The 16,030-nt window shown below is 64.3% G+C and carries 12 protein-coding genes and 1 riboswitch; of the genes, 9 read left to right on the forward strand and 3 right to left on the reverse strand.

Annotated features, from left to right (window positions below; translation table 11 throughout):
• The first annotated feature begins 56 nt into the window (after window positions 1–56).
• Genes GLR48_RS13195 through GLR48_RS13205 form a run of 3 tightly spaced genes read left to right on the forward strand, consistent with a single transcriptional unit; the run spans window position 57 to window position 4,803 of the window.
• Window positions 57–1,388 (forward strand): TolC family protein, encoded by a 1,332-nt coding sequence (locus tag GLR48_RS13195; RefSeq protein WP_237062143.1) that lies wholly within the window; start codon window positions 57–59, stop codon window positions 1,386–1,388.
• Window positions 1,385–3,634, forward strand: coding sequence for an ATP-binding cassette domain-containing protein (locus tag GLR48_RS13200; RefSeq protein WP_237062145.1), 2,250 nt, complete (start codon window positions 1,385–1,387; stop codon window positions 3,632–3,634). Before GLR48_RS13195 ends, GLR48_RS13200 begins: the two co-directional genes overlap by 4 nt.
• Complete coding sequence (locus GLR48_RS13205) at window positions 3,634–4,803, forward strand: HlyD family efflux transporter periplasmic adaptor subunit (protein WP_237062147.1); 1,170 nt, start codon at window positions 3,634–3,636, stop codon at window positions 4,801–4,803. Before GLR48_RS13200 ends, GLR48_RS13205 begins: the two co-directional genes overlap by 1 nt.
• 9 nt (window positions 4,804–4,812) lie before the next feature.
• Here the strand turns inward: GLR48_RS13205 and GLR48_RS13210 are convergent, their stop codons facing one another.
• Complete coding sequence (locus tag GLR48_RS13210) at window positions 4,813–5,421, reverse strand: VPLPA-CTERM sorting domain-containing protein (protein ID WP_237062149.1); 609 nt, start codon at window positions 5,419–5,421, stop codon at window positions 4,813–4,815.
• Window positions 5,422–5,677: 256 nt separating this feature from the next.
• Window positions 5,678–5,765: riboswitch (glycine riboswitch) on the forward strand.
• 149 nt (window positions 5,766–5,914) lie between these two features.
• Here GLR48_RS13210 and GLR48_RS13215 point away from each other — a divergent pair.
• From GLR48_RS13215 to GLR48_RS13225, 3 genes are all read left to right on the forward strand, one after another.
• The gene (locus GLR48_RS13215) at window positions 5,915–7,141 is read left to right on the forward strand and encodes a D-amino acid dehydrogenase (RefSeq protein ID WP_237062150.1); all 1,227 of its coding nucleotides are present in this window, start codon (window positions 5,915–5,917) and stop codon (window positions 7,139–7,141) included.
• Between the two features lie 517 nt (window positions 7,142–7,658).
• Window positions 7,659–7,856, forward strand: a complete 198-nt coding sequence (locus GLR48_RS13220) for a hypothetical protein (RefSeq protein ID WP_237062151.1) — start codon at window positions 7,659–7,661, stop codon at window positions 7,854–7,856.
• A 116-nt stretch (window positions 7,857–7,972) separates the two neighbouring features.
• Window positions 7,973–9,199: a glycosyltransferase family 87 protein gene (locus GLR48_RS13225; RefSeq protein WP_237062152.1), complete on the forward strand. Its 1,227-nt coding sequence runs from the start codon at window positions 7,973–7,975 to the stop codon at window positions 9,197–9,199.
• 581 nt (window positions 9,200–9,780) lie between these two features.
• Here the strand turns inward: GLR48_RS13225 and GLR48_RS13230 are convergent.
• Window positions 9,781–10,542, reverse strand: a complete 762-nt coding sequence (locus GLR48_RS13230) for an SDR family NAD(P)-dependent oxidoreductase (protein ID WP_237062153.1) — start codon at window positions 10,540–10,542, stop codon at window positions 9,781–9,783.
• Window positions 10,543–10,724: 182 nt separating this feature from the next.
• Here GLR48_RS13230 and GLR48_RS13235 point away from each other — a divergent pair, with 182 nt between their 5' ends.
• The 3 genes from GLR48_RS13235 (at window position 10,725) to GLR48_RS13245 (ending at window position 14,543) form a co-directional block, all read left to right on the forward strand.
• On the forward strand, window positions 10,725–12,299 hold the full coding sequence (locus GLR48_RS13235) for a Re/Si-specific NAD(P)(+) transhydrogenase subunit alpha (protein WP_237062154.1): 1,575 nt from the start codon (window positions 10,725–10,727) through the stop codon (window positions 12,297–12,299).
• A 14-nt stretch (window positions 12,300–12,313) separates the two neighbouring features.
• Window positions 12,314–13,747 carry an NAD(P)(+) transhydrogenase (Re/Si-specific) subunit beta gene (locus tag GLR48_RS13240; RefSeq protein ID WP_237062155.1) on the forward strand — a complete coding sequence of 478 codons (1,434 nt, stop codon included), beginning with the start codon at window positions 12,314–12,316 and terminating at the stop codon, window positions 13,745–13,747.
• A 139-nt stretch (window positions 13,748–13,886) separates the two neighbouring features.
• On the forward strand, window positions 13,887–14,543 hold the full coding sequence (locus tag GLR48_RS13245; protein WP_237062156.1) for a hypothetical protein: 657 nt from the start codon (window positions 13,887–13,889) through the stop codon (window positions 14,541–14,543).
• Between the two features lie 16 nt (window positions 14,544–14,559).
• Here the strand turns inward: GLR48_RS13245 and GLR48_RS13250 are convergent, their stop codons facing one another.
• Window positions 14,560–15,969: a methyl-accepting chemotaxis protein gene (locus GLR48_RS13250; RefSeq protein ID WP_237062158.1), complete on the reverse strand. Its 1,410-nt coding sequence runs from the start codon at window positions 15,967–15,969 to the stop codon at window positions 14,560–14,562.
• Window positions 15,970–16,030: the final 61 nt, after the last annotated feature.

Below are 16,030 nucleotides of genomic sequence, written 5' to 3' on the forward strand. Positions count from 1 at the left end.
TGCTCCCATCGGCGGGGGGGCATGCCACCATAATAAAAATCCGGGGCGGACAGCACGTGAGACAACAGGCACATAAGAACACCCTCATTGCGCTTTGCGCAGTGGCGGCGATGGGCGGCTGCTCTGGCGGTCCAGATAGCGTGACGCGCTCTCCGTTTTCCGCGATGGGATTCGGCAAACCCGCCGCTGTGGCCGACACCAACGCCCCGGCCCTCGATACCACCACCCCCGACGGCACGGAATCAGAGGTCATCGCGACCCTGCTGACCCGCCGCTCCATCCTGCCGCAAGGCCCCTATACCCAAGTCTCCAACGCCGTCCTCGCCGCCAACGCCCGCGCGGCAGAGGCCGACCTGCGCGCGGCCACCCTGCGCGCCGAGGCGCGGTCCAAGAACTGGCTGCCCACCCTCGGCCCGCAGGTCTCGCTGACTTCGCTCGGCAGCATCGTCACATCGCTGGTCGTGGAACAGGTCATCTTCGACAATGGCCGCAAGAAGGCCGAACGCGCCTACGCCAAGGCCGATGTCGAGGTCGCCGCCGTGGCCCTCGCCCAGGACACCAATGCCCGGGTCGAGGACGCGCTGACCCTCTATCTGACCGCGCAAAAGGCCGAGGCCCGCGCCGCGGTCAACGCCTCTGCCATGTCCGACATGGAACATTTCGCCTGGATCATGGACGAGCGCGTCAAGGGCGGCGTGTCCAATGCCGTCGACCGCATGGTCGTGCAGCAGAAGCTGAACCAGATGCAGGCCGACATGGCCTCCGATAACGAAGCGGCTGCCTCCGCCCGCGCCGAACTCGCCGCGATGTCCGCGACACCGCTGGACGGCGTGAACGGCATCTCGCCGCTGCCCACGGACCTGACCGCCACCCCGCTGGCCGTCGTAAAGGCGCAGGCCGAAGCCACCCGCACCGTGGCCGAATCCCGCGCCGCCCGCGCCGGGTTCCTGCCGGGTCTGACGGCGGTGGGCAACGTGAACAAGAACGGTGCCGACGCCGGGCTTACCGTGCAGGCAGATCAGGGGATCGGTCTTGGCACCGGTGCCGCCCTCGCCGCCGCCGACCAGCAGGCCGCCGCCGCCGACGCCCGCGTGGCCCAGACCCGCGAAGACGCGGAACGCACCCTGCGCGCGCTGCAGGGCGAACTCGGCTCCCTGCAACGCCAGCAGGTCCAGACCGCGGCACTGGCTGCCGGGGCCGAGGAGAACTACCGCAACTTCGCCGCCCAGCAGAAGGCCGGTCAGCGTAGCGTGAACGACGTCGTCGGCGTGTTTGAATCCGCCGTCAGCCTGCGCCGCGCCGCCGCCGCCCTGCCGTTCGAGGTCGCGCGTGTCGAATTGAAGATTGCCGCCCTCAAGGGCGTTCTGGTGGATGGAGACAGGATATGACCGGACCCGTGCTCGCCTTTGACGTGACCGCGACCCGCGGCGGCAAGCTGACCCGCATCGGCGGCACAGCCCCGGCCCAGCCGGCCGCCGCACCCGAACCCGCCCCGCAGCCCGCAGCCCCTGCCGCCACCGCCAGCACCCCCCGCGACAGTGTCGAGTCGCGCGCCCGCGCCGCTGTCACCGCCACCTACGCGGGCATCCTCGGCGTGGATCTGAAACCCACCGACATCCTCGACCGGCAGACCGACGCGGCCTCCGCCGGCCTGCCGGCCGAGACGCTGATCGCCGCCCTCGACGCCGCCGGCCTGCGCGCCTCCGCCCGCACGGCGTTGCCGCCCAAGCCCGCCGACTGGCCCGCCATCGCGCGGCTGACCTCTGACAAGCTGGTGCTGGTCCTGTCGCAGACCCGCGACACCGTCACGATCCACGACCCCGACGCGGCCGACAACCGCGAAGAGGTGCCGCTGTCGGACTTCGTCGAACACTTCACCGGCCGCATCATCGCAGCCCAGGTGCCCGCCGCAGAACTCAACCGCCGCCACGCGATCCAGGCCAAGCCGGGTCACTGGTTCTGGTCCGAATTTTCCAGCTTCCGCCGCGTGATCGGCGAGGTCGCGCTTGGCTCGCTCGTCGCCAACCTGCTGGCCGTCGCCGTGGCGCTCTTTTCCTTGCAGGTCTACGACCGCGTCATCCCGCACCAGTCGGTCGCCACCCTCTGGGTGCTGACCATCGGGGCAGGGATCGCCATGCTGCTCGAAGGCTGCCTGCGCATCGCCCGCGCCCGCCTGATGGACAGCGCCGGTCGCCGGATCGAGCTGCGTTTGCAGGACATGCTGATGGGCAAGCTTCTGGGCATGCGCTCCGGCCTGCCGGGGCAGACGCCCTCGACCACCTTCTCGGCGTTCCGCGAATTTTCGGCCGTGCGTGAATTCTTCACCGCCTCCACCATCGGCTCGCTGACGGACATTCCCTTCATCTTCCTCTTCCTCGCCCTCGTCTGGTCCATCGGCGGCCCCGTCGTCTGGGTGCTGATCGCGGGCGGCGTCCTGATGGTGCTGCCGTCGCTGCTGGCGCAAAAGAAGATGATGAAGCTGACACTCGCCACCCAAGGCGCCTCCACCCGGTCGTCCCGCCTGCTGCAAGAGGCGGTGTTCGAGGCCGACACCATCAAGTCGCAACGCGCCGAGGATCGTTTCGCCCGCATCTGGGCCGAACTGACCGGCCTGTCGGCCATCTCGACCTCCGAACAGCGCCGCCTGACGACGACCCTGACCTATTGGGCGCAGGGCGTGCAGCAGGCGACCTACGTCGCTGCCGTCGTCATGGGCACCTTCCTCGTCTTCGCGGGTGAATTCACCGTCGGCACGATCATCGCCGTCGGCATCCTGACTTCCCGCACCCTTGGGCCGCTCAATGGCCTGTCTGGCCTGATCGCCCGCTGGGCCAACACCCGCGCCGCGCTGGATGCGCTGGACAAGATTGTGCAGGCCCCGCAGGACCACGACGCGGACCGCACCTACCTGCGCCGGGAAAAGATCACCGGGCGCTTCGACCTGCGCGAAATGTCCTACACCTACGACGAGGAAGGCGCCCGCGCCCTCGACATCCCGAACCTCACCATCCAGCCGGGCCAGCGCATCGCCGTGCTGGGGGCCAATGGATCGGGCAAATCGACCCTGCTGAAAATCCTCTCCGGCCTCAACCAGCCCACGACGGGCCGTGTCCTGATCGACGGCGTCGACATGGGGCAAGTCTTGGCCCGCGACCTGCGCCGCGGCGTCGGATACCTCGGGCAAGAGGTCAAACTCTTCGCCGGCACCCTGCGCGACAACCTGAACCTGACCCAGCTGGAACGTGACGACGACCGCATGCTGGCGGCGCTTGATTTTGGCGGCCTCGGCCAGTTCGTCCGCAACCATCCCAAGGGCCTTGACCTCAGCATCCGCGACGGCGGGGCAGGGCTGTCGGTCGGGCAGCGCCAGTCGATCGGCTGGGCGCGGCTCTGGCTGCAGGACCCGTCCGTCTGCCTGCTGGACGAACCGACCTCCGCCCTCGACCAGACGCTGGAAAAGGCGCTGGTGTCGCGCCTGACCGAATGGTTGCAGGGCCGCACCGCCGTCATCGCCACGCACCGCATGGCGCTGCTGCAACTGACCGACCGGACATTGGTGCTGCACAACGGCCGCATGGCCATCGACGGCCCCCGCGACGACGTCATCGCCCACATGAACAAGGAGGCGTCGTAATGGCCCTTGCCGATCACGAATTCGAAGGCCAGATGCGGCGCCCCTCGCTGATCATCTGGCTGGTCGGCGCCACGGTCCTTCTGTTCATCGTCTGGGCAAAATTCGCCTGGGTCGATGAAATCGTCCGCGCCCCGGGCGAGGTCGCCAGCGCGTCGCGCCCCCAGATCATCCAGAACTTCGAAGGCGGCATCCTGGGCGAACTCCTCGTCGGCGAAGGCGACACCGTCGAAGACGGTCAGGTCCTCGCCCGCCTGCAGGGCACGCAATTCCTCGCACAGGTCGGTGACCTGTCCGAGCAGATCGCCGCCGCCGACATCCGCCGCCTGCGGCTGGAGGCCGAGATGGCCGGCCTCTTCGACTTCGATGTGCCGTCCGACATCGCCGACGCCAGCCCCGACATGGTCGCGTCAGAGCGTCAGCTGCTCGCCGCCCGTCAGGCCGACTACGCCTCCAAGGTGGACGGCGCCCAGCGCATCATGACCGAATCAAAGCGCGAACTCGACGATATGGAGGACATGCTGAAGCGCGAAATCGTCTCCCTGTCCGAGACGACCCGCGCCCGCAAGGCCTACGCCGACGCCGAGATCAAGTATAACGAGATCGTCACCGGCGCCGACCTCGCCCGCGCCAACGAATACTCCGAAGTGCTGGCAGGCCTCGCCAAGCTGAACCAGCAACTGGCCTACGCCACCGACCAGCTGGACCGCACGGTGATCCGCGCGCCGATGCGCGGCGTCGTCAACAACCTTGGCGTCACCACCATCGGCGGCACGATCCGCCCGGGCGAGGAGATCTTCCAGATCATCCCCCTCGACGACGCCCTTTACGTCGAGGCGCGTGTGAAACCGCAGGACATCGCCAACGTGACGACGGGCCAGACCGCCACGATCAAGCTGTCGGCCTACGACTACACGATCTACGGCAGCCTGACGGGCGTGGTGCAGAACATCTCTGCCGACACCTTCAAGGACGACCGCCGACCGGACGGCGACCCGCACTACCGCGTCAGCGTGCGTGTGGACACCGAAAACCTCGGCACCCGGCAGCAAAAGATCGAAATGCGCCCCGGCCTGCAGGCCAATGTCGAACTCCACACCGGGGAAAAGACGATCCTGCACTACCTGACCAAGCCGCTTTACCGCAGCCAGGAAGCCCTGCACGAGAAATAGGGACGCGCGTCAGACCGTCCGCCGCCGTCGCCGTTGCATGACTCCCAAGGCCGCCAGCGCGCCGATCAGCAGCGTCAGGCCGGCGGGCAGCGGTACCGGCGACGGCGTCACGATCACGTCCGGCACCGCCGCGTAGGTCCGGAACGTCAGGTCGTAGCCGCGGTAGGCGTTCGCATTGCCTGCATAAAGCGCATTACCCCCCGCGTAGGTACTGCCGGAAGGATAGGACGCAATGTTCGGAAGCCGACTGGACGCGACCAGATAGTAGGTCTGGCCCGGCGTGACCGCCACCGAATCCCAGAAGACATCGACCCATCCGGTGCCCCCTGCCATCTGCGTGCCAGAGGCGATCAGACCGCCGGGCGTGGGACCATAGGTGCTGAAGACGGACAGCGTGACCGCGTTGCTGAGGTTCAGGAATAGGTAACTGAGATAAATGCCGGCACCCGCCAGTGTATCCCCTGTCTGCTTGAACGACTGCCCGCAAAGGGTCCCGGTGGAGGTGTAGCAAAAGCCGGCCTGCGCCGACGGGTTGTTCTGATCCACCGCTACCGTCGCAGCCCGGGCGGGGGCAACCGCACCGGAACCGGCTAGCGCGCAGGCCGTCAGCACCGCCATGAGGTGTCTTTTGAAAACCATGGTTCTTAGTCATCCTCTGGCAGCGCCCCACTATCCTTCAACCTGCCGATTGCGGTGTCTTCAGGGCGAGTTGACGACGCCCCCGTGACCCGCAGCACTCGCGCACCCGGCGCGCGGCAGCGCGGCAGGCTGCCCGAAAAACGGGCGACACCCGCTGCGATGCGCAATACCGGTGCCCCGCCACGTATTCACCCTTGCCGCAGCCCGCATTCGGACCTAACCAAACCCCGTCACACAAGCTTGTGCAGGAGAGACCGGTTCATTCCGGCGCCGAAGGAGCAACCCCCCGGAAACTCTCAGGCAAAAAGGACTGCACGCCAAGCCGACGATCTGGAAAGCGGCCCCGCGCGTGCAGGGTCCACCGAAGGGGAAAACGGGCACGCGTCCCGTAAACTCTCAGGTTCGACGACAGAGGGGGTCGCGGTGCGGATGGTCCGCACCAGACGTGATCTGCTGCAAGGAACTTGAACGGATGAAGAAAATTGCCGTCATCGGCGCCGGTGTAACCGGCGTGACAACCGCCTATGCGCTGCTGAACCGGGGTTACGACGTGACCGTGTTCGACCAGAACCGCTATGCGGCGATGGACACCTCCTTTGCCAACGGCGGCCAGCTTTCGGCCTCCAACGCCGAGGTCTGGAACCAGTGGTCCACGGTCTTCAAGGGCCTCAAATACATGACCCAGCGCAGCGCGCCGCTGCTGGTGAACCCCAAGCCCAGTTGGCATAAATACAGTTGGATGGCCGAATTCGTGGCCAACATCCCGCACTACCGCAAGAACACCGTCGAAACCGTCCGCCTCGCCATCGCCGCCCGCGAACACCTGCACGCCACGGCCGCCAAGGAAGGCTTCGCCTTTGATATCGAGGAACGCGGCATCCTGCACGTCTACAAGACGAAATCCGACTATGACCACGCGATGAAGGTCAACGCCCTGCTGGCCGAAGGCGGGCTCGAACGGCAGGCCGTCACCCAGGAAGAGATCAAGACCATCGAACCCACCGTCCACGGCGACTTCTATGGCGGCTTCTTCACCCCCTCGGACGCCACGGGGGACATCCACCTCTACAGCCGCGGATTGTCAGAGGCCTGCCAGCGCAAGGGCGTCGATTTCCACTACAGCTCCGACGTGACGAAGATCGTGCAAAAGGACGCCCGTCATACCGTCCACTGGAAGGACAACAAGGGTGCCAAGTTCGACGATTCCTTCGACGCCCTCGTCGTCTGCGCCGGTGTCAGCAGCCGCAAATTCGGCAAGATGCTGGGCGACCGCGTGAACATCTACCCGGTCAAGGGCTACTCGATCACCGTCAAGCTTGACGACGATGCCAGCCGCGACGCCGCCCCTTGGGTCAGCCTGCTGGACGACAAGGCCAAGGTCGTGACCTCGCGTCTGGGCCGCGACCGCCTGCGCATCGCGGGCACGGCAGAGTTCAACGGCTACAACTGGGACATCCGCGACGACCGCGTCCGCCCGCTGGTCAAATGGGTCGAGGATTACTTCCCCGACGTCGTCACCGAACACGCCGTGCCCTGGGCCGGCCTGCGCCCGATGATGCCCAACATGCTGCCCAAGGTAGACGCCGGCAAACGCCCCGGCGTCTACTACAACACCGGCCACGGTCACTTGGGCTGGACCCTCTCCGCCGCCACGGCCGAGATCATCGGCGACCGCATCAAGGCCGACATGCCCGCCTGAGGCATGGCGATCCAGACGGGACCTCCGGCCTCTCCTCGGGATGCCGGAGATCCCGTGTCTCGTCATTGCTCCCGTCCCGGCACGTTCGGACCTCAGCCCCCCGTGCCTGCCCAAACCGGACCTGCGCCGCAGAACGCACGAAGGTCGGGTAAGCGGACCTTTCAGACCTTCGCTGCACATGCACCAATGTCCGGTCTGGTGAACCGTTCTACAAACGGTGGTTTTTGGGAGGTGGCTATAAATACCATTAAGGGCAAGGAAGAGTATTTAATATAGCAGTTTGGGTTTAAAATCTCATTTGTGGTTTCCTCATTCTACTATGAGGGCATGCCGAAGATCCCCTTCTGCAAGAAGCGAGGCACATACCTTAACCAGGATTGCCTTCAATACACACCACAGTCGAATGTTTCATAAATATGGCCACAGGCGGCCACTTTATAAACATTGTTGCACCGCATGTGCTCTATTCGAGCGCAGCGACACATGTCGTCACGCCCAGACATCGAAATAGGATAGCATGATAAGCATCGTCAAACCCAACTTGTCGGCGGATGCCGCCCTCGTCGAGACGCAGAAACAGACCATGCTTACGCCTGTTGTTCCCGTATATAATGAAGAAAGCTCAAACGGACCGTTTCTGGATGCAATGGCCATGTCCCTCGCGGTCAGCAGCCTGAACACGGCCCTCTGCACGAGCAGTGGTGGCGAGATATAACTGGCGATGGCGCTGGTCGCCCTCATCGTGCAGCCTTCGTCCTTTCTTGTGGCCTGTCTGTGGGTCTTTGCCGAACTTGCGGTCGCCGGACCGAAGCTAGATTACGGAGTATTCCCATGATACAGTTGAGGCCCGTGACACTAGCTCTGCTGGCTGCGGTCACCGCGGCCCTGATCGGATTCGTCGCGTTGGAAACCGTATTCCCTGTCGTGCTTAAGAAAAAAGTGCTGCTGGATTTCGACGTCTTCCATCTGGTCAGTACCATGATCGCTGAAGGCAACCTTCGGGCGGCCTATGCGGTGGACACCTTCCTGCCGCGACTGACCAAGGTGCCCGGCTTCAACGGCAGCGAAATGTTATGGAGCTACCCACCCTTCTTCGATCTGGTGGTCGCCCCGCTTTCACTCCTGCCCGCTGCGCCATCCTACATCGTGTTCATGGTTATGACGCTGGGATTCTACGTCTGGGTCGTCAGGGCGCTGGCCGGGCCGGCATTCCACATGATCCTCGTCCTCTTCCTGCCCCTGACGCTGCTGATCATCCGGTCGGGCCAGAACAGTTTCCTGACCGGCGGCCTGATCGGGCTGACCTGCGTGCTGGCGCTGCGCCGGTCGCACTGGTCCGGCGTACCGCTGGGTCTGATGGCGATCAAACCGCATCTGGCCCTGGGTGTCGGCATCTGGTCGCTGCTGGATCGCCGCTGGGGCATGGCCGTCCAATCCTTCGCGGTCATTGGCATCTTTGCGGCGCTAGCAACGCTGGTGTTCGGCACAGGTGTCTGGGCCGCGGCCCTGGGGGGCATGGCGGAAACGGCAGATGCCCTGCACGATGGGCGGTTCCCGCTCTTTCGTATGACATCACTCTATGCCTTCGGTCTTTCCGTCGGGTTCGGGCACGCGGCGGCGCTGTCCCTTCACGTGACAGGTGTCGCCGCGGCCATTGCGGCTTTAATCCTTCTGAGCCGAGCCAACCTGTCGCCGCGTGTCCTGATGGGAGCCGGAGTCTTCGTGTCGGCGCTGGTCAGTCCCTACAATTACGACTATGATCTCGCAATGCTGGCCGCTGCCGCCTGCCTGCTGATTGATGCGGTCATGCGTCATGGGAGCAAGACAGAACGATATACGATTGCCGCTGCAATCCTGATCATCGCCACCTATTGGTTCTTCATGACGATCGTTTTCGGTATCATTGTAAGTTTTGGCTTGATTGTCGTAGATGAAGATACCCCCCAGCGGGTTTCTCTTTCGGGACCCGTATTGTTTGCTAGCGGAATCATATTATTCCGTGTGATATGGCGCAGCAGGAATGATGTACAAGCCGCGCAACACTTGAAACACCCGTAGCAAAAACGGTATTTAACCCTACCAAATTTCGCTCTCGCTGACTGCGGCAAGATTGAAAAAGCTATTTCAGTTGGTTTATCTCACATTTCACCTTCGATAGCCCGTGCCACAAACCCTCGTTTTTGAAACATGCGCAAACTACCTCAGTGGAAGATACCAAAAACCCCGTCCCAAACCCAAGGTCTTGTTGAAGGTTTTTGACCGTCTACTGACAGCCGAAGTTCGCTGCTAAGCAGAAATCTTGCAACATGGGCTCGAACTGGACCTTCGCGGCGTCAACCGCGGGAGTCCGCTTCTCCCCTGTTCACACGCGCTCCGGATGCGCGATGTGATGCAGCGCTTGAAGCTGTGATCGCAGGGCCTGAAATTGCCTGCGGTCCCGCCACGGACGATCTTCATGTTTCGTTTATGCCGATGAATGATCCCTTTCAATCTCCGCTGACGTGTCTCGGCAAAGCCGGAAACGGTACCCAGTCATGGCCTCCGGATTTACCCCGCGCTCAAACAGATGAACAAGAACCCCTCGCTTTACATAATATGTCTCGCACGCGAAACATTTGGCTTTTGAAATGTAATCCGCCTCAGACCTGACCGCCCGCGATCTGGATCGACTGACCGTTCACGCTGCGCGCCGCGTCGGAACACAGCCACATCGCCGCCGCCGTCGTCTCGTCGACCTGCAACAGGCGCATGTGACGGTTGCCCTTGGCGACCATCGCCTCTGCCGCGTCGCGGTCCACGTCGAACCGTCGCATCAGGCCGGGCAACTGGCTGTGGACGATATCCGTATTCACATACCCCGGACACAGCGCGTTGAAGGTGACGGGCCGCTTGAACATGAACTCCTCGCTCAGCCCGTGGATCAGGCCGATGACGCCGTGTTTCGATGCGGTATAGGGAATCGCGTTCTTCAGCCCCCGGATGCCGGCGATGGAACTGACGACGATGAACCGCCCGGGGCTGTCCTCCGGCAGGCTGTGCAAGGCGGCCTGAAAGGTCAGGAACACACCGTCCAGATTGGTCGTCATGGTCTGACGCCAGTCCGCAAGAGAGGTCTTGAGAAACGGACCGCCGTCGGCAATGCCTGCGTTCGCCACGCAGATCGCGACTGGTCCGCGCGCAGTAACCGCCTGTGCGATGCCGTCGCGGACCGACCCTTCGTCGTTCACGTCCATCACCAGTGGATGCAGGCGGTCGGACCCTGTGGCAGCCTCCTTCAGCACCGCCGCCCGGCGTCCGGTGATCGTGACCTCTGCCCCTGCGGCGGCCAGCGCCTCTGCGATCGCGCGACCGATGCCGCTGCCGCCCCCGGTGACGAGGGCGTGCTTGCCGATGTGTTCCATGTGATCCTCCGCTTATCCCCCGATGCTAACAAGCAAGAGGGCGGGTGCAAGTGGAACTCATACCATTGAATATGCCACACAGACGGCTTGCGGCCCGAAAGCCCCTTGCAACCCCGGGCGCGTAAAATAAAGTTGCGCGAAGCCGGGCCGTCATGTCCGGGATGACACGAGGGGGACACGGCGTGAAAATCGGCGCACCGAAGGAAACATACGCAGGCGAGGCGCGGGTCGCGATGACCCCGGCCTCGGCGAAAGATTTGCAGAAACTGGGTCACACCTGTCTGATCGAGGCGGGGGCCGGGATGGCGGCCGGTTTCACCGACGACGCTTACCGCGCCGCCGATGTGACCGTCGTCGACGATGCGAACGCCCTGTTCAGCCAGGCCGATATCGTGGCCAAGGTCCGTCCGCCCTCGGACGCCGAGGTCGCGATGCTGCGCGAGGGGCAGACGCTGATTTCCTTCTTCTATCCCGGCCAGAACGCCGATTTGATGGCCGCTGCCAATGCCAAGGGCGCCACCGTCATCGCGATGGACATGGTCCCCCGGATCAGCCGGGCCCAAAAGATGGACGCGCTGTCGTCGATGGCCAATATCGCGGGCTACCGCGCGGTGATCGAGGCGGGCGCGAATTTCGGCCGCTTCTTTACCGGACAGGTCACCGCAGCTGGCAAGGTGCCCCCGGCCAAGGTGCTGGTTGTCGGCGCCGGCGTCGCGGGCCTTGCCGCCATCGGCACGGCGACCTCGCTTGGGGCGATTACCTATGCCTTCGACGTGCGGCCCGAAGTGGCAGAGCAGGTCGAATCGATGGGAGCGGAATTCGTCTTTCTCGATTTCGAGGAAGAGCAGAAAGATGGCTCTGCCACCGGTGGCTATGCCTCGGTGTCGTCGCCTGAATTCACCGCCGCCCAGCTGAAGAAATTCCGCGAGATCGCACCGGACATGGACATCGTCATCACGACGGCGCTGATCCCCGGCCGCGACGCGCCGGAACTCTGGACCCGCGACATGGTCGAGAGCATGAAGCCCGGATCGGTGATCGTGGACCTTGCGGCGGAACGCGGCGGCAACTGCAAGATGACCGTCAAGGACGAGAAGATCGTCACGGATAACGGCGTGACCATCGTCGGCTACACCGATTTCCCCAGCCGGATGGCGACGCAGGCATCGCTGCTTTATGCGACCAACATCCGTCACATGATGACCGACCTGACACCGGCCAAGGACGGCGTCGTCAATCACAACATGGACGACGACGTGATCCGTGGCGCCACGGCAACCCACGCGGGCGTGGTGACCTTCCCGCCGCCGAAGCCCAAGGTCGCGGCGATCGCGGCGGCGCCGAAGAAGGAAAAGCCCAAGGAACTGACGGCAGAACAGAAGCGCGCCAACGAAATCAGCGCCTTCAAGAAGGAAACGCAGACGCAGGTCGGCCTGCTGGCGGTCGGTGCGGCGATCCTGCTGCTGATCGGTCTGGTGGCGCCGGCCAGCTTCATGCAGCACTTCATCGTCTTCGTGCTGTCGGTCTTCATCGGGTTTCAGGTGATCTGGGGTGTGGCGCACAGCCTGCACACGCCGCTGATGGCCGTGACCAATGCGATCAGCTCGATCATCATTCTGGGCGCGCTCGTGCAGATCGGGTCGGGCTCGTTCCTCGTGGTCCTGCTGGCCGCCCTCGCGGTGTTCATGACGGGCATCAACATCTTTGGCGGCTTCCTCGTCACACGGCGCATGCTTGCCATGTTCCAGAAGTCCTGAAGGGATAAGAGATTATGGAATTCGGTTTCACAACAGCGGCTTACGTTGTCGCAGCGGTTCTTTTCATCCTGTCCTTGGGCGGTCTGTCGGGGCAGGAGAGCGCCAAGCGCGCCGTCTGGTACGGCATCATCGGCATGGCGCTGGCCATCGCGGCCACGCTGGTCGGGCCGGGGGCGGGCTATTGGCTGCTGTCTTTGCTGATGATCGTCGGTGGCGGTGCCATCGGTTATCAACTGGCGACCAAGGTGCAGATGACGCAGATGCCCGAACTGGTGGCTGCGATGCACAGCCTTGTCGGTCTGGCGGCGGTCTTTGTCGGCTATATCGCGCATATCGAACTGAACCGCGTGCTGGGCATGATGCCGACAGAGCGGGAGGCGCTTGAGGGGTTTGCCGCCCTGCTGGCGCACAAGTCGGCGGTCGAGATTAACATCCTGCGGGTCGAACTGTTTCTGGGTGTCTTCATCGGGGCCGTGACCTTTACCGGGTCGGTCATCGCCTACGGCAAGCTGGCCGGTAAGGTTGATTCGGCCGCCAAGAAGCTGCCGGGCGGTCACATGCTGAACGCGGGTGCTGCGGCGGTCTCGCTGCTGTGCCTGTTCTGGTACTTCAACACCGGTGGGCTGCTTCCGCTGTTCCTGATGACGCTGGCTGCCCTGTTCATCGGTTATCACCTGATCACGGGCATCGGCGGGGCGGACATGCCCGTCGTGGTGTCGATGCTGAACAGCTATTCCGGCTGGGCTGCGGCGGCGATTGGCTTTTCGCTGGGCAACGACCTGCTGATCGTGGTCGGTGCGCTGGTCGGCTCTTCCGGTGCGATCCTGAGCTATATCATGTGCAAGGCGATGAACCGGTCGTTCGTCAGCGTGATCCTTGGCGGTTTTGGCGGGGCAAGCGGTCCTGCGATGGCGGTCGAGGGCGAGCAGATCGCCATCGATTCGGACGGTGTGGCGACGGCCCTGAACGAGGCCGACAGCGTCATCATCATCCCCGGCTACGGCATGGCGGTGGCGCAGGCGCAGCAGGCGGTCAGCCAGCTGGTGACCAAGCTGCGCGCCCAGGGCAAGAACGTGCGTTTCGCGATCCACCCGGTCGCGGGGCGTCTGCCCGGCCACATGAACGTCCTGCTGGCCGAGGCGCGCGTACCTTATGACATCGTGATGGAGATGGACGAGATCAACGAGGACTTTCCGGACACGGACGTCGCCATCGTGATCGGATCGAACGATATCGTGAACCCGGCTGCCCAAGACGATCCCAACAGCCCTATCGCCGGCATGCCGGTGCTGGAAGTCTGGAAGGCCAAGCAGGTCTTCGTGTCCAAGCGCGGGCAGGGGACGGGCTATTCGGGGATCGAGAACCCGCTGTTCTATAAGGACAATACGCGGATGTTCTATGGCGACGCCAAGAAGTCGCTGGAAGAGCTACTGCCCAAGATCGACTGAAGCCGCCTTCAGTGTCTTCGTGCCCGCCGCCCCCACCGGGCGGCGGGCTGTTTTCTGCGACAGAGTGTTTCCATCCGGCGTCTCGTAGGGGGGGCGGCGGGTTGATATGACAGATCAACGCTTTTTTAAGGATTTATTCATGCGTCTTTCAGTTTTCACGTCTGTTGCTGCCTTGCTGGCCCTTGGGGCGTGCGGCGGCACCTCTGGTGTGTCCTACGAGGACAACACGGCGCTGCAGTCGCGGCTGCGGGCCGCGGAAGCGGGATACAACCGCACCACCGCCCAGAACCTGACCAGCAACGACCGCATGCCGACCAGCGGTTCTGCCACTTTCAACGGCGTGGCGGCGATTGGCATCGCGCAGGGCGTGCCGGGTCCTGATCCGGACTTTCTGATCGTGGGCGACGCGGCACTGTCCGCGAATTTTGCCCGCGGGCAGGTGACAGGCAAGATCGACAATCTGGAAGGCTTTTCGCCTTTGGGTGAGATCGGGTTCACGGTCCCGGTGACGGGTCAGGTCACGCTGGGCGGGACCCGGTCGTCGATCGGCAACAACCCGGCAACCGCCGCGACCGAGGACAAGAACGAGTTTTCCACCGATTTCGCGGCGGCGATGTCGGTCGACGGCAAGCCCCTGCGCGCGGCGGGAACGGTCAGGGGCCAGTTTGTCGGCAACCGGGTGCTGTCATCGCCGCTGCCGGCACCGAAAAGCATGGTCGGTTCGGGGGTGGGCGGTGGCACGCTGGACGGCAAGGCGGCGACGGTGGGTGTCGAATTCTACGCCGACGTTCCTTAGTGACCGGCGGGCGGGTTCAGTCGAAGGCATAGGCCAGACGCAACCCGCCCCAGTGCCGCCCGCCGATGCGGATCGGCGCCGAGACATCCTTCATCAGGACGAAGCGGCCGCCGCCCATGTCGCGGCGGTAGACCTGCAGCAGGAAGGGGGCGGTGTTGCGCCCGGCCTTCAGCCCGACGCGATCGTCAAAGATGCGGCGGTTGCGGCAGTGGGTGGCGTTCCAGACCGGGTCGGCCGATTGCGGCTGCGCGAATTTCGCGTTGTGGGTGGGCAGATACCCGCGCTGGTCGACCGCGGCGCAGAACACCACCTTGGGATCGAGCGACAGGGCCGGCTCTTGGATCGCGGGCAGCGTGGCGTCGCAGAATGTCGTAAAACGCGTGACGACCTGTTGCGGGTGCGTGTCCGGGATCGCCTGATAGCGATCGTCGAAGAGGTCGCGGGCCGCGATCCGGCCTGCGGCGATGGCATCCTCCCACACCTCGGTGATGCGCGCGGCAGCGGTCTGCACACAGGTGATGAAGGGCGTGTCGATGGACTGGCCGCCCAGCAGCGCCGCCTCTTGCACGATGGCTTCGCTGCGGGCGATCAGGGCAGTGCTGCGGGCCGTGGCCTGGATCACGCCGTCGCCGGTCCGGCTGGCCAGTTGCGACAATCGCGTAAAGGCGGGGGCGAAGGTGGTGCTGGCCGCGTTGACCTGTGCGACCTGCCGCGCGATCACGGCCGTCTGGTCAGAGGCCCCCTTGACCGATCCGGCGATGTCCATCAGCGCCGCGTCGGTCGCGGCCGCCGCGTCGATCACCCGGCGGGCGTCCATCGCCACGGCCTGCGATTCGGACTGCAGTTTTGCGAAGGTCTGGTTCAGGTGCGCCGTCTGGTCGGTGACATGTTCCGCCGCCACGGAGGTCTTGTGCGACAACGCCTTGATCGCATCGGCCACGACGGCAAAGCCACGGCCGGCGTCGCCTGCGCGGGCGGCTTCGATCCGGGCGTTGATCGCAAGGATGTTCACGTGAATGGCGATGTCTGTGATCTGCGCATTGGCGGCCATCACGGCTGTCAGCGATTCGCGGACCTGCACGATCCGGGCTTCCAGATCGGTGACGAAGCTGGACACGGTTTTCGCCGTCTGGGCAGAGCTGCGCAGGGTCGCCACGGAGGTGTCCACCGCGTCGATGCTGGCCTGCGCGGTACCGGCCAGATCCGCCACGGCGAGGCCCACGGTGCGTGACGCGGTGTCGAGCGCGCGCAAGGCGGTTTCGCTGGTGGTCAGGGTGCGCGACTGATCCTCTGCCGTCAGGTGCAGGTCGTCGAGAAATGCCGCGATATCCACGATTTCGGATCCCAGACCCGAGATCAGGCGGTTGAGGCGGCCCGTGTCTGCGGCGGGCGGCACCTGTGGCACGGGCAGGGGGTGGGCTGTCATGTCATACCTTCGGGTCGGGACCGGGGGGCCTGCGTCCGGAGATACGCAATCGAGGTTGTCG

This window comes from Loktanella sp. M215 (genome assembly GCF_021735925.1).
Taxonomy (GTDB): Bacteria; Pseudomonadota; Alphaproteobacteria; order Rhodobacterales; family Rhodobacteraceae; genus Loktanella.